Below are 23706 nucleotides of genomic sequence, written 5' to 3'. Positions count from 1 at the left end.
TTGGGGGTGGATTGATTTGTCAGTACCAGAGCGTCCTTTTGCACTGATGACAAAGGTTTATAAGGATATTTTTCCGCTCGTTCATCAGGAGCTTAAAAAGTGGCGAGCTCATGCAGAAACGATTGAAAACGAAGAACTAAGAACTCAGGCACTAGCGAGCATTGCGAGTAAAACATTTCACTGTGAAGGAGGAGGTATTCTATCTCTTTTAGCAGGTGAAGAAAAAGAGACGTGTGTTAAATTCATTGTGGCGTATCAAACCATTAGTGACTATTTAGATAACTTGTGTGACCGCAGTACTTCCCTTGATCCTGCTGATTTTCATATGCTGCATCAAGCGATGAGAGATGCGCTTGATATCCATGCAGAGCTGAAACCGTATTATCAATATCGAAATGATCAAGAGGATCATGATTATTTACATTCCCTTGTCCGTACATGTCAAGATGTGCTGTCACGACTTGATCATTATCAGATCATTCAGCCATATTTGCAAACACTTTGCGATTATTATAGTAATTTACAAGTACATAAGCATGTGGTGCCTCATGAGCGTGTGCCGCGATTAGAATCGTGGTTTCGTCAATATGAAAAAGATTTGCCTAAAATGGAGTGGTATGAGTTTTCAGCGTGTGCAGGGTCGACATTAGGTATTTTCTGCCTTGTGGCTTATGCACTTCAACCTGATTTTACAGAGAAGCAGGCAAAACAAATTTACGAGAGTTATTTCCCATATATACAAGGTCTTCATATATTACTGGATTATTTAATTGATCAAGAAGAGGATAGGCTTGGGGGCGACCTGAATTTCTGCTCATATTACAATTCGCATCATGAGATGATGGACAGGCTTCAGCATTTTATAGAGAAGGCGGATGAGCAGCTTAAAGGAATTCCGCATGAGAATTTTCACAAACTGATCAACAGAGGATTACTTGCAGTCTATTTGTCTGATGAGAAAGTGACAGCACAAAAAGACATAAATAAGCTGGCGAAACGGTTGATCAAATCGAGTGGGAAAACATCGTTCTTCTTCTATATCAATGGAAGAGCCTACCGAACGTATCAAAAAATGCCATGGATGAAATCTTCATAAAAAAAGCTCAAATCCACTATGATTTGAGCTTTTTTTCAATTGCCACCACAAAAGGGGGATCATTATGAATATTCATGTACTGGTAAGACAAGACTTGTACTTTTTCATGACTGAGTGATTGGCAATAGTTGATCAGTGCATCTTTTTCTGTCTTTCCTTCAGGGTGTCCGTGATAGATGACAAGGACAATGAGACCTCCTGGCCTTAACCACTCAATTAGCTGTTTGATCGCTTCAATGGTGGTGTGAGCTTGCGTTGTGACTGCTTTATTCCCTCCAGGTAAATAGCCAAGATTAAACATCGCACCTGAAATCTGTCCGTGAACATCGTCTGGAAGATAATCAGCCATCTTTTCATGTCCGTCATGAATGAGATGAACATGAGGATATTGATCACCGAGCCTTTTACTTGTCTCGTTTAAGGCTTCCTTCTGAATATCGAATGCAAAGACTTGACCATCTTTCCCCACAAGATTGGCTAAATAGAGCGTGTCGTGACCATTCCCCATTGTTGCATCAATGACGATATCGCCTTTTTGGCAGGCGCGTTCTAATAGTTCTTTGCTAAAAGGGAGCATGCGCTTTAAAATCATTTGGCCGCTTCTTCCAATCTGACGAAACGTTTACCTTGATAGCTGTTACGCCTTTCAAGTTCAGCATTAATGGCATTCAGCACTTCCCACTTGTTCACACTCCACATGGGCCCTACCATTAATTCGATTGGTCCATCACCTGTAATACGATGAATAATCATTTCAGGCGGCAAGATTTCAAGTTGATCACAAACAAGCTGAACATATTCTTCTTGGCTTAAAAATTCAAGCTTTCCTTTTTCATATTGCTTCACCATCGGTGTCCCTTTCAGCAAATGAAGCAAATGAATTTTAATTCCTTGTACATCTAATTCAGCCACAGCTTTTGCGGTTTCCATCATCATATCGCGGTTTTCAAGAGGTAAGCCGTTGATGATATGAGAGCAGACACGAATGCCGTGTTTTCTTAGCTTTTCTACACCTTTTACATAGCAGTCATAATCATGAGCCCGATTGATGAGCATAGCAGTTCGTTCGTGTACGGTTTGCAAACCAAGCTCTACCCATAAATACGTTCGCTCATTTAATTCAGCTAAATATTCCACAACGTCATCTGGCAGACAGTCTGGTCTTGTAGCGATGGATAAACCAACAACTCCTTCAAGGTTCATGACCGTTTCATATTTTTCTTTTAATACAGGGAGCGGCGCATGTGTATTGGTGTACGCTTGGAAATACGCCATGTATTTTCCGTCTTTCCATTTTGTGTGCATCCGATCTTTAATTTCATGAAATTGCGTGATGAGATCATCCGCTCGATTCCCAGCAAAATCACCAGACCCGGCAGCACTGCAAAATGTACAGCCTCCATAAGCAACCGTACCATCACGGTTTGGGCAATCAAAGCCGCCGTCTAGTGCGACTTTAAACACTTTATGACCAAAGTGCTCCCGCAGGTGATAATTCCATGTGTGATAACGTTTATCACTGTTTGAATATAAAAAAGGGTTATGCTGATCCAAGTCAGTAACCTCCTTGCATTATAATAGGCATCCTAAAAGTTTAACAAAAATTATGATTTAGGACAAATGAATGTCTCCAACATTTTCTTTATTGAAACATCTTCATCTGGGCAAAATAGGCAGGAGTCGATCATTAGTTGGGGGGAATAAAGATGGCAACGAGAAATTCGATAGATGAATTTATGCAAAAAAGTATGGAAACACTTGAATTTGCAAATAAACAATTTGATTTAAGCTCACGTCAAGAACATGATAATGAAGAAGATTTTTCGAAAGCACAGCTCATGCTTGAAGAAACGTTGAGTGAATTAGAAAAATTAAAAGATGTCGCCAATGACCAGCAAAGAGAGCGTCTTGACAGGGCACGTGTTCAAATTCAAAGCCTGCAAAATCAAATGATTTTAGGGATTCCATACGATACCGAATAACTAGCAGATCCTTCTTTTTAGGGTCTGTTTTTTATTTTTAGGTAAGATATTGACTTTTAAATCAAGCGTCTTTAATGTGTTAAGTGTACTATATCAACTAATACACTGCAGACACTTAAAAGTGAAGAAAGGTGCTTAACCATGAAAAAAGAAAAAAAGCCAATCAATATCAAGTGGATGGTGCTAGCGATTATCTTAGCATGTACATTTTTTTTCGTTCTCGTTTTCATTGGTTTTGAAGTTCAGAAAGATTATATTCCCAATTCGGTCCCTTTAATGCAAGGACATGATCAAGCAATAGGGCGACAAAAGCATGAATGAGAAAAGAGGGAGCCATCATGATTCAAATTAATCCAAGAAGTGCTGCGCCAATATATGAACAAATCATTGAGCAGTTAAAAATTTTATGTCTGAAGGGTGTCATGAAACCTGGTGACAAATTGCCTTCTGTAAGAGAGCTGGCAACTGTTATCATTGCAAACCCAAACACAGTTAGTAAAGCGTATAAAGAGCTTGAACGGGAAGGCATTATTGAGACGCTGAGAGGCCGGGGAACGTATGTGACAGAAAGTGCACAATTAAAGCTTAATGAAGGGAAGGTGCTCGAGATGAAGGAGCAATTAAGACAACTCATGATAGAAGCTCATTATGCCGGCATTGATATGCAACAACTAAAGGAATGGCTAGAAGAGATCGGCTCAAGTCTAAAAGGAGGAAATAAAGTTGATTGAGGTCAAAAATGTATCAAAGAAAATAAATGGACGCAATGTACTCCGTGACGTTTCCTTCAAGATAGGCGAAGGTGAAATCTTCGGTTTGCTTGGTAGAAATGGTTCTGGCAAAACAACGCTTCTCAGATTAATACAGCAAATTCTCCTTCCAGATCAAGGTGAGATTTATTTTAAGGACGTATTGATTAAAGACCACCCCTTAGTGAAGCAAAATATTGTGTATATGCCTGTTGTGAATCCATATTTTGACCGGTATCATTATCACCAGCTCTTGCAGCTATTGAAGAAAATCTATCCGAAGTTTGATGTGACCTATGCAAATGAGCTTGTGAACCGATACGAAATTCCCGAAAAAGTGAAATACCGCGATCTATCGACAGGGTTAAAGAAACAACTGTCATTAATTTTAAGTTTTGCAATCAAACCTGCTGTCATTTTATTAGATGAGCCGACAGATGGCATTGATGCGGTCACAAGAAATGATGTACTTCAATTGATGATTGACGAGGTAGCAGAACGAGAGACATCTATTCTCATCACCTCACACCGGCTAGAGGATATTGAACGCATATGCAATCGAATCGGGTTTCTTGAAGAAAATAAGCTCACAAGTGTCATGGATTTAGATCAATTAAAGAATGATTATGTTAAAATACAAATGGCATTTGAAGAAGATATGAACTTAAATATTAGAAAAAAAGGCATTGCGGTCTTAGATCAAGCGGGTATCTTTTATACAGTGCTCGTGTCAAAATCAGATGCAGAGGTAAAAGACTATTTAAAATCTTTACAGCCTAAAGTATGGAATGAACTGCCTGTGAATTTAGAAGAAGTGTTTATTGCGAAGTTTGGAGGGAAACGCAGATGGTAAAGCAACCATTATTGTATAAGGAATGGAAGCAATCAGAGCTGACATTTATTTTAGTTATGCTCGTTGCGACTCTTGCGACACCCTTTTCATTCTTAATGGAGTATTCATCCTTTCAATCGTGTTTAAAAGATGCAACATGTATGCCAATAGGTAATCAATTTACTTATAGCTTTCATTCAGATCCCTTTCTATCTCTTTCATGGATGATTGGTTTGTTTTTTGCATTGATACAGCTTGGTTTTGAAAAAAATAAAGGGCTAATGGATTTTACATTATCGCTCCCTTTTAGTAGAAGTGCTATTTACAATTCGAAATTTATGCTAGGCGCTGGTATGATCATTTTCATTCATGCAGTATCCTATGGTATGACGGCTTTATTCATTTTAGTCATGAAACCGTCTGAAATCACTGAATTTAACAGCGAATATCTCTCCGCACTTATTGCTGCTTTGATGATGTATAGTCTGTTTTTGGCAGCAGGTACTTTAACCGGAAGTACAATTGCACAAGCGATTGTAGCATTCAGTACAGCCATTTTACCTATCTTGGTGATTGGTTTACCGCTTGTACACTTAGAATTTATTTTGCAAACATCTAATCATTTGATCGACTACCATTTTTATCGTCTAATGATGCTAATATCTCCAATTATGTACATAACAACTGACCCAAGCCTTGGAGATCCTTATTTGTTCACCGGTGAAAAGATTGTAATACCACTCATCATGCTCTTGCTATTTTATGTCATTGGCTTGTTTTGTTTTCAAAAACACCCGATTGAGCGAAACGACCATTTCTTCCTATTTTCAAAAATGGATAGACCGATTCAAATCATGGTTATTGTCTTTGGGGTCCTAGGGTTTGGCTGGGTTGGATTCTCTTCAGACAATTCGTTATTTGGTTATTTCGTTGGAATGGTACTAGGCGGAGTTGTTGGTGTACTGACGAGTTATTTCTTAATCTATCGAAAAAGATAAACAGATAAGAGAGGAGTATCTTTCAAATCCTGTGCGCAACATCATCAACCGAACGATTAAAACAGGGAATTGTTTTAACAGCGAAGAAGAGAAATATAAAAAAGAACCTCCTGTGTCCCCAAATGGAACCGACAGGAGGTTCTTTTTTATAGCAGGTCTGGCTATTGCTTTGGCGCCCTGTATCCTGCACGTTCCGCCTCTGCTACCGAGCAAAACATTTTCGTCACGTTTTTGGTACGTGAGTAATATCTGCTGCTTGGTGTGTGATAAATGCCATTGACGCTTCCTTTAATGTTACAGGCGCCTGATTCTTTTTTCGTATTTTTTTGTGATTCATGACCGCCTGTATATGATCCATTATCTTTAGGAGCTGAACGTTGGACTGTCGAAGACTGCGCATCTTTTTTTAAATTCGTATTTTCTTTTTTCAGTGATTTGTTGTTTGTTGTGAGCTTGTCTATTTTCTCTTGAAGCTCTTGTATTGTTTGCTTCTGCTGTTTTACTGTTTCTTTTTCTGAAGTGATGTTTTCTAACTGTTTTGATAATATTTCCTTCTCTTTTGTTACATCTTCTAACGATGAAGAAAGCTTTTCTTTGTCTGTTTTCAAACGAGATAGTTCAGATGTTAATTGTTTTTGCTCCTTTAAAAGCTGTTCTGAAGATGGATCTGCTTGTGCTTTAGGAGATTCTGAGACAAGGAACGGTACAGACATGATGGAGAAAATCAGACCTGTGATCAAAAAGGGATAAAAGAGTACCTTTGAAAAAACTATTTGTCTATTTTGCTTTTTTTGTAATAGAAAAAAAGCAGCATATCCAATGGCGAAACAAAAGCATAAAAGACCAATGACCAACAAAGCTGTCATGCAGCAACCCCCCTGAAAATTCCTATTTACCTCCATCATACCCTATTTTTCCATTTAGTGGAACAAGCAAAATGAAAAAATCATTACACATGATTTTCAGCTAATGGGAGCCCTTTGTTTGTTTCTTTTAAATTCAATGATTGCAAACGGTTTGTTATATTTGTCATCATAGTTTGTCCTCCATTAGAATAGAGTAAGTAAGGAGACTTTTATTTAAAAAAAGAAGGAATCATTTGATCGAAAATTCAAAAAATGACAAAAATAGTTAATACGACTTATGTGAAAATGATTCCAATGCATCAAGATTGTTTCTAGGTCATTCACATATAATGGAAGAAACAAGCTTTTTTTCTTCGTTAGAGAGAATAGACCTTTTTACATGGATTATGACGGAACAGCAGAATGGCATTACAGGGGGCTGGACAGCCTGAAGTCGCTTTACTATTCTAAGGGCTTTAGGAAGGTGATGAAAATGCTGCAACAAGTCATTATTGCTTGTGCCATTGGAGGGGTCATGGGTATTCTCGGTCACGTAAAGAAAAAAGGCAGGCTAGAGAAACCCAGAATGACAAAGAAGTTTATTTATCTAGGGTTTATTGAAGAGTGGCTCGTTGGGATGATTGCCGCTACACTGCTTGTATTATCCTCAAATCCCGATTCAAGTCTGCACTTAGTCATTTTATCAATCATTTCAGGTTACGGAGGAGAAGCAGTTCTGCGAAGCTTTGATTTTGTTAGAGAACAGCGTTCACAGTATGCAGACTCCAACCGTCAAAATGGATCTCCACACGAATAATATCCTCTACTTTACCCTAGTCTAGGGTACATTCCCATTGTATACAAACCTGCTTGCACTTATGATCATAATTCTATAAAATACTACTTAGATGACGGTTACGATAAGAACAGTGAAGAGGAGTAGTAAGAAAGCAGTATTTGTCTTTAGAGAATTGACGGCTGGTGAAAGTCAATCAAATCTGTTTCTGAACTCGCCTCAGAGTTGCAGTTGCGTTAAAGCTTCTGTCGCATGTCTGCGTTAAAGATATTAAGTGAGCGTACAAACAACAAGTTACGCTAACAAGGGTGGTACCGCGGGAAACAAAAAATCTCTCGTCCCTTTCTAGGGATGAGGGTTTTTTGTTGATTTTAGAAAAGTCTGAATTCTTGCAGTGGTCACTTTAGCAGATAAAGCCGTACATATTAAAGGAGGTTTTTACATTGAGTTTTCAGCATCGGGAAATTGAAAAGAAATGGCAGGATTATTGGCTTACTCATAAAACATTTGCCACTTCTGATTCGGAAGATAAACCAAAGTTTTATGCGCTTGATATGTTTCCATACCCATCAGGAGCTGGATTACATGTAGGGCATCCTGAAGGCTACACAGCAACAGATATCCTTTCACGTATGAAGAGAATGCAAGGGTATGATGTTCTTCACCCAATGGGATGGGATGCGTTTGGTCTTCCAGCGGAACAGTATGCACTGGATACAGGAAATGATCCGGCTGAATTTACAGAAGAGAATATCAACAATTTCCGCCGCCAAATTCAATCACTAGGTTTCTCATATGATTGGGATAGAGAAATTAATACAACGGATCCGAATTATTACAAATGGACACAATGGATTTTCTTGAAATTGTATGAAAAAGGATTGGCTTATATTGATGAAGTACCAGTCAACTGGTGTCCAGCTCTCGGTACGGTTCTTGCAAACGAAGAGGTCATTGATGGAAAAAGTGAACGCGGAGGACATCCTGTTGAAAGACGACCAATGAAGCAATGGATGCTGAAAATCACTGCTTATGCGGACAGGCTGTTAGAGGATTTAGAAGAGCTTGATTGGCCTGAAAGCATCAAAGATATGCAACGCAACTGGATCGGACGTTCTGAAGGTGCTCATGTTCACTTTGAAGTAGAAGGACATGACGAACAGTTCACCGTTTTTACAACACGCCCTGACACTCTATTTGGTGCAACGTATGCCGTTCTTGCACCAGAACATGCACTTGTTAAAAAAATCACGACAGCAGACCAAAAAGAGGCGGTTGATGCGTATATCAAAGAAATTCAATCGAAGAGTGACTTAGAGCGGACAGATCTTGCTAAAACGAAAACAGGAATCTTCACAGGTGCTTATGCGATCAATCCATTAAATGGTGAAAAAATGCCAATTTGGATTGCGGATTATGTCTTAGCAAGTTATGGAACAGGTGCGATTATGGCGGTACCGGCCCATGATGAGCGTGACTATGAATTTGCCAAAACATTTGACTTGCCAATTAAAGCGGTTGTGGAAGGCGGAGACATCGAAAAAGAAGCTTATACAGGTGATGGAAAGCACATTAACTCTGACTTCTTAAACGGTTTAGGTAAAGAAGAAGCCATTGAAAAAGCCATCGCATGGCTCGAAGAACATAAAAAAGGCGAGAAGAAAGTCACATATCGTTTAAGAGATTGGCTATTCAGCCGTCAGCGTTATTGGGGTGAACCAATTCCAATCATTCATTGGGAGGACGGGACATCTACAGCTGTTTCAGAAGAAGAACTTCCACTCATCTTGCCAAAGACGACTGAAATTAAGCCAAGCGGGACAGGTGAATCACCACTAGCAAACATTCAAGATTGGGTAGAGGTAGTAGACCCAGTCACAGGTAAAAAAGGGCGACGTGAAACAAACACAATGCCACAATGGGCAGGTAGCTGCTGGTACTTCTTACGTTATATTGATCCGCATAACTCTAAAGAACTGGCATCACCTGACAAGCTAAAAAAATGGCTACCTGTTGATGTTTATATCGGCGGAGCTGAACATGCCGTCTTGCACCTTCTTTATGCTCGTTTCTGGCATAAGTTTTTGTATGATATTGGGGTTGTCCCAACAAAAGAACCGTTCATGAAACTGTTCAACCAAGGGATGATTCTTGGTGCAAATAATGAAAAAATGAGCAAATCAAAAGGAAATGTTGTCAACCCTGATGATATTGTAGAATCTCATGGTGCAGATACATTGAGACTATATGAAATGTTCATGGGGCCTTTAGATGCTTCTATCGCTTGGTCTGAAACTGGACTTGATGGGGCTCGCCGTTTCCTTGATCGTGTATGGCGTCTATTTATAAATGAAGATGGTACACTAAGTGAAAAAATAACAGAGCAAACAGACGGTGCGTTAGAACGGAGTTATCATGAAACGGTGATGAAAGTGACTGATCATTATGAAGGTTTGCGTTTCAATACAGGTATTTCGCAGTTAATGGTGTTTATCAATGATGCTTACAAGGCTGACACATTACCTAAAGAATATGCAGAAGGCTTCGTCAAACTTCTTTCTCCGATTGCGCCGCATTTAGCAGAAGAGCTTTGGAATAAACTTGGACATGAAGGCTCTATTTCTTATGAAGCATGGCCACAATATGATGAGTCAAAACTTGTCGACGATGAAGTAGAAATTGTCATACAGTTCAATGGAAAAGTGAAAGCGAAATTAATGGTTCCTGCTGATGCAACAAGAGAGCAGTTAGAAGAGCTTGCTAAAAATGATGTGCGAGTCAAAGAGCAGCTTGAAGGAAAAACAATACGTAAAGTGATTGCGGTTCCTGGCAAGCTTGTCAATATCGTCGCTAACTAATGAATCACCCATCGGTATAAGCATAAGCCGATGGGTTTTTTTATTTCCCGGGACATCATTTTGTCGAAAACAAGGTGATTGCTTGTTCGATCTCGTATTTCTAAAGTTGATCAAGAAAATTGAGGAGTGACAGCAATGGAAAAGCAAAGCAAACGTGAACAACTGCTTAGCCTTTTAGGAGAAATGCCAGATCGAACACCGGTTGAGGCATATACATTGAAAATCGAAGAACGTGAATCTTTCTTATTAGAAACACTTGTATTGTCGATCAATGGAGTGGAGGAAGTTCCTGCATATTTTGTAAAACCAAAGGATAAGGTGAAAAAAAGGCCTGTCGTATTGTTCCAGCACTCTCATGGCGGGAATTTCATCGATGGAAAGGAAGAGCTTGTCAGCGGAGCTCATTATTTGCAAGCGCCTTCATATGCGAAGGAATTTACGTCTAAAGGTTATAGTGCCCTAGCTATTGATCATACAGGCTTCGGCGAAAGAAGGGGCAGAACTGAAAGTGAAATTTTTAAGGAAATGCTTTTAACAGGAAAAGTCATGTGGGGGATGATGCTGTATGACAGCATGTGTGCCATTGATTATTTGTGTACAAGACCGGATGTGTTGAGAGACCGGCTAGCTGTTTTTGGGATGTCGATGGGTGGTTTGCTTGCTTGGTGGACGGCAGCTCTTGATGAGAGGGTCAGTGTTTGTATCGATCTTTGTGCACAGGTCGATCATCATACATTGATTGAAACGAACAATTTAGACCGGCACAGCTTTTACTATTATGTACCGAGTTTAGCAAAGTATTTTACAGCAGCCGATATACAGAAGCTGATTTTTCCAAGACCTCATTTAAGTTTGGTCGGGAAGCTAGATCACCTGACGCCTGCACAGGGAGTACACCGTATTCAAAAGGAATTAAGTCCTATGTACGATGCAGCATCATTAAAGGAACGATATCAGCTTGTTGGTCTCAATGCAGGGCATTTTGAAACGGCAGTTATGCGCCACGAAGTCACTCGTTTTTTGAAAAAATGGCTGTAATCAAATAAGCGCTAGGATATACTGCGTCAGAGGGAGGAGACGTATGAAAAAGATCACCATCATTGGCGGCTGCGGTGTCATAGGGAGTCTTTTAACGAAAGGGTTCTCTTCGGAGTATGACATCACCATTATCGATCAATTTAGATATGTAGAAGAAGTGATTCAAGCAGATGCAACAAATGAACAGGCACTATTTCAAGCCATCCCACCGCCACATACGGAATATGGATATGACGCATGACGTGATGCATTCAGAGGAGTTTACGAAAATGAATGACATTTTTTTGAAAAGCCCTTATCATATGTACCGGTCAGCCGCTCGTTTGGGTATTCAAAAAGTGATATTTGCAAGCAGTAACCATGTGACAGACCGATATGAGAAGGATGGTCATTCATTACTTGGACGAGAAATAACGACAGATGATGTGCCTGCTACGAAAAATGTGTACCGCATCTTAAAATTTGCTTCCGAACAGTTAGGTTCCTTATTCCATGATTAAGCAGGCATATCTGTGGTCAATTTACGGATTGGTACTGTCGCCTCAAATGAATTGAAAGAATTATTACAAAAGGAAAGAACGAAAAAAACACTTCTTTCACATGAAGATCTATTCGCTATCACAAAGGCTGCAATTGAAACGGAAGTCTTGTTTGGGACTTATTATGCAGTATCAGATCATGAAAAGAAGCCTTGGTCAACTGAGAACACGAAGCAGGATTGGGGCTATAGACCAGATTTGAATACAAAAGAATGACTTGAAAAAAATGATTAGACATTAGGCATAATCATCATATTAGCTCATGCTCTTATTCTTTTGTTTTATCAGCATAAAAGCACTGGTGGCATAGTTATCTTTTTAGACTGTAAAGATGATTATAGACGCTTTCTTTCCCTATTTGTTACATTTTAATCACGATATCGTCACAGGCTGCAGCTTATTTTCGGATAAAATGATAACGCTTTCAAAGGAAGGACGTGATGAACATAGATCGTTCTATTAAAGGCCGATTGTTCCATTTATTTAATTACTCTTTTCTACTCATGTTCGCATTCATATGTGTGCTTCCGTTCATCCATGTCATTGCCGCCTCTTTTGCTACGGTGGATGAGGTCATCACGAAGAAATTTATTTTGTTTCCAACGACGTTTTCACTAGAGGCATATGAGTATATTTTTTCAACAGACATTGTGTATCGCAGCCTCATTGTGTCTATTCTCGTCACGCTCGTTGGAACATCTGTCAGTATGTTTTTGTCTTCACTGATGGCATACGGGCTGTCTCGTCAGGAGTTAAAAGGTCGAAGAACACTAATGTTTCTTGTTGTGTTCACCATGCTCTTTAGTGGGGGAATGATTCCGACTTTTCTTGTCGTAAAAACGTTGGGTCTGCTTGATTCCTATTGGTCACTTATTCTACCGGTCGCCATCAATGCGTTCAATTTGATCATTTTGAAAAACTTCTTTCAAAACATTCCGGCAAGTCTTGAGGAATCAGCGAAGATGGATGGCTGTAACGATCTAGGGATTTTCTTTAAAATTGTGCTGCCACTTTCGTTACCAGCAATTGCAACAATTTCATTATTTTACGCCGTGACGTATTGGAATACGTACATGACAGCTATTTTGTATTTAAATGATTCAGTGAAATGGCCGATTCAGGTATTGTTGAGGCAAATCGTCATTGTATCTAGCGGAATGCAGGGAGATATGTCAGATATGGGATCATCCACACCGCCGCCAGACCAAACAATTAAGATGGCTGTGATCGTTGTTGCGACAATTCCGGTTCTGCTCGTCTATCCATTTATCCAGAAGCACTTCAATAAAGGCGCATTACTAGGGTCTGTAAAGGGTTAAAAAGATGGAACAACGGAGGGATCTTATGGGAAGAAAGAAATTATGGTTGATTGCGTTTGTCCTGCTGTTTGCAGCAAGCGGCATTCTTTCAGCGTGCTCAAGTAAAGGAGCAAGCTCATCAGATGAAAAGGTTGATTTAGATAAGAAAGTGAAGCTGACGTGGATGGCCATTTTGTATCACCAGCAGCCGCCGAAGGATACGGTGTTAAAAGAAATTGAAAAGTTAACAAATACAGAGCTTGATATCACTTGGGTTCCTGATGCTGTGAAGGAAGATCGTTTAAATTCAGCATTAGCCGCGGGGAATCTCCCGCAAATTGTGACGATTCAAGATATTAAAAATTCATCTGCCATTAATGCATTCAGATCAGGTATGTTCTGGGAAATCGGTCCATATTTAAAGGATTATCCAAATTTAAGTAAGATGAACAAATTGATCAATAAAAATGCCTCTATAGATGGCAAGCTTTACGGGATTTATAGAGAGAGGCCACTTTCAAGACAAGGGATTGTCATTCGAAAAGATTGGCTTGAAAATTTAAATTTGGATACACCAAACACGCTAGATGATCTTTATGAAGTAGCCAAAGCATTTACTGAAAAAGACCCGAATCAAAATGGGAAAGACGATACGATTGGTTTTACAGATCGAAATGATTTGATGTATGGAGCGTTTAAGACACTTGGTTCTTATGAAGGGATGCCAACAGATTGGAAAGAAGAAAACGGCAAATTCACGCCGGATTTTATGACAGATGAGTATATGAATACCATGAAATATATGAAAAAGCTACGTGATAATGGATACATCAATAAAGACTTCCCAGTCACAAGCAAAACGCAGCAGCAGGAATTATTTTCACAAGGAAAAGCAGGTATTTATGTTGGGAATATGGTAGATGCAGTGAACTTGAGAGATGATGCAACAGATAAAAACATAAAGGTTGATATCATTAACCGAATCAAAGGTCCAGATGGCAAAGAACGGGTGTGGGCCTCAGGTGGTCACAATGGCATCTTCGCATTCCCTAAAACAAGTGTAAAATCAGAAGCTGAATTAAAACGGATTTTGGCTTTCTTTGATCGCATTGCTGAAGAAGATGTGTATGGATTAATGACTTACGGAATAGACGGGAAGCATTATAAGAAAGAAGAAGGAAATACGTTTGTTCGTAAAGAAAGCCAGGTCAAAGCTTGGCAAACGGATGTACAGCCGCTGGTGAGTCTCGTTGGAATTGATAAGCGTTACTTGAAAAATAAAGGTGACCCCGTTCGTACAAAATATGAAGAGCTGGAAGAAGATAACAAAAACATTATTGTGGTCAACCCTGCAGAAAGTCTGTATTCAGAAACTGCATCAGAGCGTGGAAACGAACTGAAAAAAATTGTCGATGATGCAACCTATAAGTTCATTCTTGGAGATATGGATGAAGCACAATTTAAGAAAGAAGTAGAGAAGTGGAAGTCAAATGGCGGAAACAAAATCATTGAGGAATATGAGACTTCCTATGAGAAATCAAATTAAACAGAACACCCCCGCTCAGCCGAAAGAGCGGGGGTGTTTTCGTTAAAAGTCGAAATTGTCAGGGTCAGGTCCAATTCGTTTATTTTCATTTAAATCAGATAGACGCTTCATATCTTCATCAGAAATGGCAAAATCAAAGATTTGAGCATTCTCTTTTAAACGATGTGGCTTTGTTGATTTTGGAATGGTAATTACGTCTTGCTGAACATCCCAGCGTAAAATTATTTGAGCAGGTGTTTTGTTATATTTTTTGGCAAGCTCCTCAATGAGCGGGTGATGTAACAGTTCTCCTTGCATGAGCGGTGACCAAGCTTCCATTTGGATGCCATGGGCTTTCAAATACGCATGTACATTCTCTTGCGTGAGTTTTGGATGATATTCTACTTGGTTAATTGCAGGTATGATTTGAGCATCCTTTAATAATTCATCTAGATGATGTGGCTGGAAGTTGCTCACACCAATGGCTCTGACTTTTCCTTGACGATACAGTGTTTCAAGTGCACGCCAAGCTTCCTTAAATTTCCTCTCAACAGGCCAATGAATGAGGTACAAGTCAAGATAATCAAGCTGAAGCTTCCTAAGGCTTTCTTCATATGCTTTTAAAGTTGATTCATACCCAAGGTCGTCATTCCACACTTTTGACGTGATAAATAAGTCTTCGCGGCGAAGCCCAGTTTCTTTTAAGCCAAGTCGTATTCCTCGCCCAACGCCTTCCTCATTTCCATAAATAGAAGCTGTATCAATGCTACGATAGCCTAATGTGATTGCTGTTTTCACTGCTTCAATTAATTCTGCTCCGTCTTCTACTTGAAAAACACCAAGACCAAAACCTGGCATGTTGACACCATTGTTTAATGTTTTTGTACTTTGTAAGTTGTTCATATACATGACTCCTTTATATCATTTGAATGTTGTGTGATGTTTTCTTTTTGTTCAAGTTTAAAACTGATGATTGTGAGGATAGACGCCATGAGTACCATCGTGCCGCCAACCCATCCTGTATGAACTAATCCCAATGTATCTGTGACTATTCCGCCTAAAAAAGAACCAATGGCGATGCCGGCATTAAAGGCAGCAATATTAAGAGCAGAAGCCACATCAACAGCTCCCGGTGTATATCTTTCTGCAAAATCAACGACTGCTACCTGCAATCCTGGTACGTTCATGAAAGCAAACAGCCCCATGAGCATCACCGTACCGATTCCAAAGAAGGTGAACTCGGCAGTGAAGGGGAGGAGAAATAATATGATACTTTGGATGATAAACATATAAATCAGCGCCTTCATTGGCTGTCTGTTGGCTACCTTTCCGCCAATGACATTTCCAAGTGCGATGGTGATGCCGTATAAAAGTAGCATAAGGGTGACAGTTCCTGGCTGAAGACCTGTCACATGTTGCAACAGTGGTGATAAATACGTAAAGACTACAAAGGTTCCTCCATAACCTGTCGCTGTAATCACAAACAGAAGTAGAATTCTTTTGGTCTTTAATAAGGCAGCTTGATCTTTAAACGTCGTTTTCATCCCTTGTTTTAAATGAGACGGGACAAGAAAGTAGTTGGCAATCAGTGCGATTAGACCAATGATGACAATGACGCCAAATGAAGTCCGCCAACCGAATTGATGTCCGAGAAAAGTACCGAATGGCACACCAGTGACGGTTGCTACTGTTAAACCAGTGAACATAAAGGCAATGGCGCTTGCCCGTTTTTCTTTCACAACAAGGCTTGCGGCAATGGTAGAGCCGATGGACATAAATACGCCATGTGACAAGGCAGAAATGACGCGTCCTGCCAGCAACACTGAAAATGTCGGTGCAATGGTGGCAAGTGTATTTCCAACCAAGAAGACGAGCATAATGAGCAAAAGCAATGTCTTTCTTTTCATGGTTGAGGTGAGAGACGTCAGGATTGGAGCGCCAAAGGTTACACCAAGCGCATATAAGGAAACAGTCCAGCCTGCCTGACTTACGCTCACACCAAAGTCCTCTGAAATCATCGGTAGAAGGCCGACACTTATAAATTCAGTTGTTCCTATAGCAAAAGCACTAACAGCAAGTGCTAAAAGGGCAAAATGATTTTGTTGCTTTTTCATAGTAGGGTCACATCCTTCTTTTATGACATGTTGATAGACGAGCCGATCGGCAAGAGTTATTATCTAACATAGATGACGAAAAAAAAAGTACGTACTTTTTTGTAATATAGGTACTAAAAAGTGCCTATCAACATCAAGAAGGAGTGAATGGATAGATGGAAAAGAAAAAGTATAATATTTCCGTTGAAGCAACACTTGAGGTAATCGGGGGGAAGTGGAAGTGCGTGATCTTATGTCATTTGACGCATGGGAAAAAACGCACCAGTGAATTAAAACGTCTTATGCCGAATATCACACAAAAAATGCTTACACAGCAACTAAGAGAACTTGAAAGTGACGGCGTCATTAACCGCATTGTGTATGAACAGGTGCCGCCTAAAGTGGAATATGAATTAAGTGAGTATGGACAGTCGCTCGAAAAAATCCTGAATGCTTTATGTGATTGGGGAGCAGCCCATATTGAGCGAGTATACGGAGAACCGCTTTCAGTGCTGGAAGATAGCATCTTGAATGAACAATTTAAATAAAAGAATCCCGCTTCTTATGGAGAGCGGGATTCTTCCGTTATTTCTCTTTTTTCTGCTCACGATATTTGCCGGGAGTCGTGCCTTCTAACTTTTTGAATGATCGAATGAAGTTTTGCGGATTTTTATATTTCAATTTTTCCGAAATTTCTTTCACTGACATATCTGTTTCAATAAGCCAGTTTTTGGCAACATGATGCCTGTAGGACGAGAGATATTCACTAAAAGAGATGTCCATTTCCTTTCTGAAAATACTGCTTAAATAATTTGGATTGTAATGCAGGCGTGTCGCAATTTCATCCAGTGTGAGATCTGAGTCAAATTCTTGATGAATGATATGAATGATCTTCTCTGAGATATTTTTGTATTGTGAATCCTCGCGCGCACCGAGCTGATCAATAATCGGCATAATTATCTTATGTTTGAGCCATGCCTCCGTATCTTCAAATGTTTTAAACTCAAAGATCGTATCATAGAGCATTTTGTTGTCTTCTACTTCAAATAATTCAATCCCTAGTAGGTGCATCAGCTCAATTAAGTTATTTAAAAATCGGGCGAGGGCGATATGATATTCATGCGGTCCTGCATTTTTTGAGAAAATAGATTGTAAGAGCACATGTAAATAATGATCGGCTTTCCCTTGATCACCTGCTTTAATCGCATCAAATAGATCATGTTGCAACTGTTTTGGAAAATGGGTTTTAAACGTCTTCCCATGCTGGATATTTTGATAATAGATGATGGACTTTTTCTCGGCTTTGAGTCTATACTTTAAGGCTTCTTTCCCTTCGATATAAGCGTGTTTGGCCATTGTGAGGTCCGTAAACAGCCGGCTAATTCCAATACTAATGGACAGACCGAGCTCATCCTCGATACGCTGCTGAATGGTTTCAGCTAATTGATTTAAATATTCTGTAAATTCTTCTTCTGTCATCGATTGATTGAGTACAATGGTTGTTTGATGCTGCCCCACAACGGTTGGCTGCAAGTGCTCATCTTTTGGAATAATCTGCTCTATGAGCCCATTCATTGCAAATAAAAGCAAGTCTGCATCTTTTTTCTCATATGGTGTTCCTTTTAAAGTATCAATTTGTGTCACAAGCAAGGATAAATTGGACCATTGACGAGGAAAACCTAGACTTTGAAATCGGTTGTTAATTTCTTCTTCAGAAAGCTTTCCAAGTAAAAGCCGTACCATAAAATATTGCTGTAAGTGAGTGACTTGCTGTTCAATGCGTTCCTCTAAATCATTGTTTTGATCTTTCATTTGTTTAATACTCGACTCGATTAATTCAAATTCATTTTGGTAAGGTTGTTTATGCAAAGATGATTCATTACGGGCAAAGGACTCGTATAATAATCGGATCGGTTTATAAAAATGCCGGGAACCAAACCATGAACATAATAATGAAAGCGCTAACAAAAGAAAGCAGATAATAAAAGTGATCCACCCAATTGATTTCGTCTGCTGCTTCAGTTCAGGGATTGAGACAACAGATAGGTACGTCCATTCATTATAGTCTGACTTTTGAAAAGTAATTTTATAATTGAGTTTATTGATCTGCATGTCAAATTGTCCCGTTCTGTCTTCACGTGACAATACATGCTTGACGAAATTTTGGTTTTTCACGGAATCACCGATTTTTTCTTTGCGATTATGCAGCAACACTTTCCCGTTGGTATCAATTACGAACATACTATCAGATTGAGAGAAATTAGGCATATTGTCTGCAATCACGCAGCTTGGGATACTTGCGACCGCTATCCCCTTTTTTTGGACGCTGTTCATTGGAAGTTGTTTGATTAAGTTCACATTGTACTTACAAAAGGATGTTTTTCCTTCTTTTGTAGCGACGAGCGGATTATTCTCTTCAAGTGCCCAGCTAGAGTGGCTTGGAATATTGATATATGTTTTTAACGCTTTTTCTTGATCTCCAGTAGTTAAATGATAGAGACCTGAATTGTTCATGTACCATTCTTCTATCTCGCTGACGAGCGTAATATTGGATAGGTCTGTGTCGAAAGTTTGCAGGTAGTTAAGCTCCTGTTGTACTTGATTATAAAGCTGGAATTGATCTGGTTTTAAAGGTTCTGCCAGTGTTTGAAGGAGAGGCGGCGAACTGACATAGTGAGTGAGAGAATGATCAACCGTTTTTAAAATATGCTCAATATTGGATTGCGTTTGTTTGACGCTGTCCAGTTTTTCATTTGAGATATTTTCAAGTGCTATTTTTTGCGAATGCTGATAAGAAAAAAAACCGACAATGATAACAGGAATGGTGCTAAGCATGAAAAAAAACGTCACAAGCTTGTAATAAAATTTATACTGCCTTCTTTTCATAAAACCCCCCATTTCAAACGAACCCTCTTTTCCCCCCCTTAAGTTATTAATCCAAAAATCTGGTAGGTTTGTCAATAATCATTTTCTAAGATCAGGATCATAATCTTATGTTTTATGTAACATTTTGAGTAGCTCCGTATAAGAAAATATGATCTGATGATATGATTGTAGACGGATTTTTCATCCTTAAGATACATTTAACACATGCATCGTCATGAGGGGAGGCTTTATCAATGAAAACACAGGATGTCACTGCCAAGGGTGTGCCTGCGGCAGCTTTGAAAAAAGAAAAGAGAAAGCGCTTACTTAACCAATTACTTAGTCAAAAATTTTTGTATTTGATGATTTTGCCGGGGCTGATTTACTTTATCATCTTTAAATATGTGCCTATGTGGGGACTTATCATCGCCTTTCAAGATTATCAGCCGTTTCTCGGTATTCTTGGCAGTGAGTGGGTTGGATTTAAACATTTTATTCGTTTATTTACAGAACCGACATTTTTCATTTTGTTAAAAAATACGTTGATTTTATTTGCCATGAATGTTGTGATTTTTTTTCCGATTCCGATCATATTGGCACTTCTTTTAAACGAAGTCAGATTGGCTTTATTTAAGAAGTTTGTTCAAACAATGATTTATATTCCGCATTTTATGTCATGGGTGATTGTCGTGTCCTTATCTTTTGTTTTATTAACGGTAGATGGCGGTTTGATTAATGAATTGATTGCTTTTTTTGGAGGAGAAAAAATCAACTTCCTACTCAGTCAAGAATGGTTTAGACCAATGTACATTTTACAGGTCATTTGGAGAGAATCAGGGTGGTCTACAATTATTTATCTTGCTGCGATCACGGCGGTCGATCCGCAGCTATATGAAGCAGCAAAAATGGACGGCGCAGGTCGCTTAAGACAGATGTGGCATATTACACTCCCTGCAATTAAGAGCGTGATTGTCGTACTGCTTATTTTAAAAATTGGTGATACGTTAGAACTAGGGTTTGAACACGTCTACCTATTACTCAATGCAACGAATCGAGAAGTAGCAGAAATTTTCGATACGTACGTCTATACAGCGGGGTTAAAACAAGGACAATTCAGCTATAGTACTGCTGTTGGTTTATTTAAAGCAGCCGTTGGGCTTATTTTAGTCATGATGGCCAACCGTTTAGCAAAAAAATTCGGAGAAGAAGGTATTTACTAAAAAGGGAGTTGAGTGAGAATGAGTTTATCTACTGAAAAGACTTCACCACTTGAGCATGCAGAAAAATTAGCACAGACAATAATGAAAGCGTATACACCAAGTGAACTACCGCCTGCAGGAAGATGGCATTATCATCAAGGGGTATTCCTTTGCGGTGTCATGAAGCTCTATGAAGCCACAAGGAATGAGATGTATTTTGCGTATGTGAAAGCCTATGCGGATTCATTGATTGATGACTATGGGAACCTGTTATTTCGCAGGGATGAGCTCGATGCTATTCAGGCAGGGTTACTCTTATTTCCGCTTTACGAAAAAACTGGAGATGAGCGTTACGTTCGAGTAGCGGAGAAACTGCGCGGACTTTATAACACATTGAATCGTACCTCTGAAGGCGGATTTTGGCATAAAGACAAATATGCCTATCAAATGTGGCTGGATGGTCTCTATATGGGCGGACCTTTTGCGCTAAAGTATGCAAAGCTTAAAGGGGAAGAAGAGCTGATCGATATGGTCATCCATCAAGAACACTTGATGAGAAAGCATACAAAAGATGAAAATACAGGCTTATATTATCATGCTTGGGATGAACGAAAAGTGATGCCGTGGGCAAATCAAGAGACCGGCTGTTCTCCAGAGTTTTGGGCGAGGTCCTTTGGCTGGTATGTGCTGGCATTAGCAGATATGATCGAGGATTTGCCAGATCAGCATCAGGCTCGTCAAGTGTGGAAGGATACACTGGCTGCCATGCTGGAAAGTGTAGCGAAATATCAGGACGAAGAGTCAGGACTCTGGTATCAAATCATAGATAAAGGAAGTCATTCAGATAATTGGCTTGAAAGCTCAGGGTCTTGCCTGTTTATGTATGCAATGGCAAAGGCAATGAATAAAGGATATGTGAGTCTTCGTTATACTGATCAGATTGTGAAAGCCTATGAAGGATTGATCCAATATAAGACGGCGGTTAAAGAAAATGGCGATTTTGCTGTAAGTGATATTTGTATCGGAACTTCTGCTGGGTTCTATGATTACTACATTGGAAGAGATCAGAGTACAAATGACTTGCACGGGGCAGGCGCTTTTATTATGGCGTTAACTGAGCTGGAGAAGCTGTCTGTTGTTCAAAAGGCATGAGGAGGATACAAAGGGTTGCGGTGCTGATGATTGCTTTCATCGCTGTCCTTTGCATGGTCGCCTGTCAGAGAAATACAGATGGTATCAACGTACTCATTTTTTCTGATATGTCAAAGGGGATGAAAGATCAACTGATGGAAAAGGCCTTTCCTCCTAATCAGCAAAAATGGGACGTTCAAATTCTTCCCGCGATTCCAGAGAAGCTGCTTGTTGAAATTACAGCAAAAGAAGGAGACGTCATGTTCGTTCCTGAAGACATGTTTAGAACGTATGATGATCCTGAGGGCTTTAAGCTGCTTGATGAGATGGCGATAGATGAACAGGCAACGGGACCATATACAATTGAGAACCCAAAGACCGGGAAAGAAGTAGATTATGCTGTCCAAATATCAAAAGGAACGAAAGAATTAAACGGTTATACATTTCGGCTAAACCGGGATATGGTCGCCTTTATTCCAGTATATGCGGAGAAATCCGAAGAAGCGTTGTCTCTCATCAAACAACTTCGTGAAAATCGATAGAAAAAGGGGTGGGGAATGTGAAACGAGTGGTGATTTGCGGGCTGAGTCATCGCGCCTTTAATATGTTTATTAAACCGCTCACAGAGGATTTCCATGATCGTTATATGATAACAGGGCTCTTAGATATTGATAAAAAGAGGTATACACTTTGTCAGGAACGCTTTCCATCACTAAGAGGGGTTCCGTTTTTCTGCGAGGATGAATTCGATCAGATGGTAAAGGAATCTAGACCGGACATCGTCATTGTCGCAGGGCGTGATGATACACATGTCACCTATATATTAAAGGCGCTTGATCATGATCTAGATGTCATCACTGAAAAGCCGATGGTGACAACAGCAAAAGATGCCAAAAAAGTGTTGGAAAAAGAGGCTAAAAGCAAAGGGAAGGTTACTGTCACCTTTAATTATCGCTACAATCCATTCCACCGGAAAATGAAAGAACTGATTTTAGAGGGGAAGATTGGAAAGGTCACATCAGTTGAATTAAGCTGGCTCATTGATACGTATCATGGAGCCAGTTATTTCAAAAGATGGAACCGCACACGACAATTCTCGGGCGGGCTTTCTATTCATAAGTCGACCCATCACTTTGATTTAGTGAACTGGTGGATTGATCAAAAGCCTAGGCAAGTATTTGCTTACGGTGCTCTGAATTATTATGGAAAAAGAAGTCAGTGGAATCCATTGCAGGATGAAGAAAACAGATATTGCGGGACGTGTCAGGTGAAAGATCAATGCCATTATGAAGCACGATGGAATCCGCGGGTAGAGCGCTCGATGGTGGAGGATGATCATATTCGATTAGGACAAGAGCAGTCAGAGCTTTATTCAAATTACCGTCCTGATGCGTGTATTTTTGATGAGGAAATTGACATTGAAGATACATACGTGGCGTCTGTCATTTATGATCAAGGTGCACTGCTGAGTTACTCAATTCAATTCTCAGCTCCATATGAAGGATACCGACTAGCCATAAATGGGACGAACGGGCGAATTGAAACTAATGAGTTTCACGTGCCTTCGAGAATACCTTTTCAATACCCTGAACAAACCATTTCTTACTACCCAATGTTTGGCTCTAAAGAGACAATTGAAGTAGTGAAGCAGCCAGGCGGACATGGGGGAGGAGATCCGCTTTTATTGGCTGATTTATTTTTAGGAAAAGATCCACTCATTCACTATGACATCTCTGCAGGAGCAGAGGCTGGTGCTTATTCGATTGCCCTTGGAGAAGGAATGTGGCGTTCAGTCGCAGAAAAACGTCCGATCGAAATAGAAGAACTGTTTCAGAAAGAGAGGGTGTAACGAGATAGAGAGG

Annotated in this window: 22 protein-coding genes, 1 pseudogene and 1 other annotated feature; of the genes and pseudogenes, 17 read left to right on the top strand and 6 right to left on the bottom strand. The window is 39.7% G+C overall.

What is annotated here, in order from left to right:
• Positions 1 to 16 precede the first annotated feature (16 nt).
• Entirely contained in the window at positions 17 to 1096 is a 1080-nt protein-coding gene (locus ACIQCE_RS11705; RefSeq protein ID WP_400495153.1) for a tetraprenyl-beta-curcumene synthase family protein, read from the top strand.
• Positions 1097 to 1112: 16 nt separating this feature from the next.
• Here the strand turns inward: ACIQCE_RS11705 and mnmM are convergent, their stop codons facing one another.
• Together mnmM and mnmL are read right to left on the bottom strand one after the other, a co-directional pair.
• Positions 1113 to 1688: a tRNA 5-(aminomethyl)-2-thiouridylate-methyltransferase MnmM gene (mnmM, locus tag ACIQCE_RS11700; RefSeq protein ID WP_400495152.1), complete on the bottom strand. Its 576-nt coding sequence runs from the start codon at positions 1686 to 1688 to the stop codon at positions 1113 to 1115.
• Complete coding sequence (mnmL, locus tag ACIQCE_RS11695) at positions 1685 to 2650, bottom strand: tRNA modification radical SAM protein MnmL/YtqA (RefSeq protein ID WP_400495151.1); 966 nt, start codon at positions 2648 to 2650, stop codon at positions 1685 to 1687. Before mnmL ends, mnmM begins: the two co-directional genes overlap by 4 nt.
• Before the next feature lie 152 nt (positions 2651 to 2802).
• Between mnmL and ACIQCE_RS11690 the strand changes: the two genes are divergently transcribed.
• The 5 genes from ACIQCE_RS11690 (at position 2803) to ACIQCE_RS11670 (ending at position 5657) form a co-directional block, all read left to right on the top strand.
• Complete coding sequence (locus ACIQCE_RS11690) at positions 2803 to 3078, top strand: YtzC family protein (RefSeq protein ID WP_400495150.1); 276 nt, start codon at positions 2803 to 2805, stop codon at positions 3076 to 3078.
• 141 nt (positions 3079 to 3219) lie between these two features.
• A complete protein-coding gene (locus ACIQCE_RS11685) occupies positions 3220 to 3399 on the top strand; it encodes a hypothetical protein (protein ID WP_400495149.1) in 180 nt (59 codons plus the stop codon).
• Between the two features lie 17 nt (positions 3400 to 3416).
• On the top strand, positions 3417 to 3809 hold the full coding sequence (locus ACIQCE_RS11680) for a GntR family transcriptional regulator (RefSeq protein ID WP_400495148.1): 393 nt from the start codon (positions 3417 to 3419) through the stop codon (positions 3807 to 3809).
• Positions 3802 to 4680 (top strand): ATP-binding cassette domain-containing protein, encoded by an 879-nt coding sequence (locus ACIQCE_RS11675; RefSeq protein WP_400495147.1) that lies wholly within the window; start codon positions 3802 to 3804, stop codon positions 4678 to 4680. Before ACIQCE_RS11680 ends, ACIQCE_RS11675 begins: the two co-directional genes overlap by 8 nt.
• Positions 4674 to 5657 (top strand): ABC transporter permease subunit, encoded by a 984-nt coding sequence (locus tag ACIQCE_RS11670; protein ID WP_400495146.1) that lies wholly within the window; start codon positions 4674 to 4676, stop codon positions 5655 to 5657. Before ACIQCE_RS11675 ends, ACIQCE_RS11670 begins: the two co-directional genes overlap by 7 nt.
• A 161-nt stretch (positions 5658 to 5818) precedes the next feature.
• On the opposite strand, the gene ACIQCE_RS11665 is transcribed toward ACIQCE_RS11670, so the two are convergent.
• Entirely contained in the window at positions 5819 to 6523 is a 705-nt protein-coding gene (locus ACIQCE_RS11665) for a coiled-coil domain-containing protein (protein WP_400495145.1), read from the bottom strand.
• Between the two features lie 466 nt (positions 6524 to 6989).
• On the opposite strand from ACIQCE_RS11665, the gene ACIQCE_RS11660 reads away from it, so the two are divergent.
• The 6 genes and pseudogenes from ACIQCE_RS11660 (at position 6990) to ACIQCE_RS11635 (ending at position 14577) form a co-directional block, all read left to right on the top strand.
• A complete protein-coding gene (locus ACIQCE_RS11660) occupies positions 6990 to 7319 on the top strand; it encodes a DUF4257 domain-containing protein (protein WP_353856714.1) in 330 nt (109 codons plus the stop codon).
• Positions 7320 to 7422: 103 nt separating this feature from the next.
• Positions 7423 to 7644 (top strand) — a binding site (T-box leader).
• Between the two features lie 97 nt (positions 7645 to 7741).
• Complete coding sequence (gene leuS, locus ACIQCE_RS11655) at positions 7742 to 10156, top strand: leucine--tRNA ligase (RefSeq protein WP_400495144.1); 2415 nt, start codon at positions 7742 to 7744, stop codon at positions 10154 to 10156.
• Positions 10157 to 10291: 135 nt separating this feature from the next.
• Complete coding sequence (locus ACIQCE_RS11650) at positions 10292 to 11194, top strand: dienelactone hydrolase family protein (RefSeq protein WP_400495143.1); 903 nt, start codon at positions 10292 to 10294, stop codon at positions 11192 to 11194.
• A 43-nt stretch (positions 11195 to 11237) separates the two neighbouring features.
• Positions 11238 to 11949: pseudogene (locus ACIQCE_RS11645) on the top strand (NAD-dependent epimerase/dehydratase family protein).
• 242 nt (positions 11950 to 12191) lie between these two features.
• Entirely contained in the window at positions 12192 to 13052 is an 861-nt protein-coding gene (locus ACIQCE_RS11640; RefSeq protein WP_400495182.1) for a carbohydrate ABC transporter permease, read from the top strand.
• Between the two features lie 25 nt (positions 13053 to 13077).
• Entirely contained in the window at positions 13078 to 14577 is a 1500-nt protein-coding gene (locus ACIQCE_RS11635; RefSeq protein WP_400495142.1) for an extracellular solute-binding protein, read from the top strand.
• 42 nt (positions 14578 to 14619) lie between these two features.
• Here ACIQCE_RS11635 and ACIQCE_RS11630 read toward each other — a convergent pair whose 3' ends face one another.
• Positions 14620 to 15459, bottom strand: coding sequence for an aldo/keto reductase (locus ACIQCE_RS11630; RefSeq protein WP_400495141.1), 840 nt, complete (start codon positions 15457 to 15459; stop codon positions 14620 to 14622).
• A complete protein-coding gene (locus ACIQCE_RS11625) occupies positions 15456 to 16670 on the bottom strand; it encodes an MFS transporter (protein ID WP_400495140.1) in 1215 nt (404 codons plus the stop codon). Before ACIQCE_RS11625 ends, ACIQCE_RS11630 begins: the two co-directional genes overlap by 4 nt.
• Positions 16671 to 16825: 155 nt before the next feature.
• Between ACIQCE_RS11625 and ACIQCE_RS11620 the strand changes: the two genes are divergently transcribed.
• Positions 16826 to 17197: a winged helix-turn-helix transcriptional regulator gene (locus tag ACIQCE_RS11620; protein ID WP_060697681.1), complete on the top strand. Its 372-nt coding sequence runs from the start codon at positions 16826 to 16828 to the stop codon at positions 17195 to 17197.
• Between the two features lie 37 nt (positions 17198 to 17234).
• On the opposite strand, the gene ACIQCE_RS11615 is transcribed toward ACIQCE_RS11620, so the two are convergent.
• Entirely contained in the window at positions 17235 to 19535 is a 2301-nt protein-coding gene (locus ACIQCE_RS11615; protein ID WP_400495139.1) for a helix-turn-helix domain-containing protein, read from the bottom strand.
• Positions 19536 to 19768: 233 nt separating this feature from the next.
• Here ACIQCE_RS11615 and ACIQCE_RS11610 point away from each other — a divergent pair, with 233 nt between their 5' ends.
• The 4 genes from ACIQCE_RS11610 to ACIQCE_RS11595 are packed head-to-tail and all read left to right on the top strand — an operon-like array spanning position 19769 to position 23693.
• Positions 19769 to 20734 (top strand): ABC transporter permease, encoded by a 966-nt coding sequence (locus ACIQCE_RS11610; protein WP_353854887.1) that lies wholly within the window; start codon positions 19769 to 19771, stop codon positions 20732 to 20734.
• Positions 20735 to 20752: 18 nt separating this feature from the next.
• Entirely contained in the window at positions 20753 to 21865 is a 1113-nt protein-coding gene (locus tag ACIQCE_RS11605) for a glycoside hydrolase family 88/105 protein (protein ID WP_400495138.1), read from the top strand.
• Positions 21862 to 22386, top strand: a complete 525-nt coding sequence (locus tag ACIQCE_RS11600) for a lipoprotein YteS (protein ID WP_400495137.1) — start codon at positions 21862 to 21864, stop codon at positions 22384 to 22386. Before ACIQCE_RS11605 ends, ACIQCE_RS11600 begins: the two co-directional genes overlap by 4 nt.
• 17 nt (positions 22387 to 22403) lie before the next feature.
• Complete coding sequence (locus ACIQCE_RS11595; RefSeq protein WP_400495136.1) at positions 22404 to 23693, top strand: Gfo/Idh/MocA family protein; 1290 nt, start codon at positions 22404 to 22406, stop codon at positions 23691 to 23693.
• The last annotated feature ends 13 nt before the right edge of the window (positions 23694 to 23706 follow it).

This window comes from Bacillus sp. NPDC093026 (assembly GCF_044754665.1).
GTDB classification, from domain to species: Bacteria; Bacillota; Bacilli; order Bacillales; family Bacillaceae; genus Bacillus; species Bacillus maqinnsis.
This window is presented reverse-complemented; position numbering and strand designations above follow the sequence as displayed.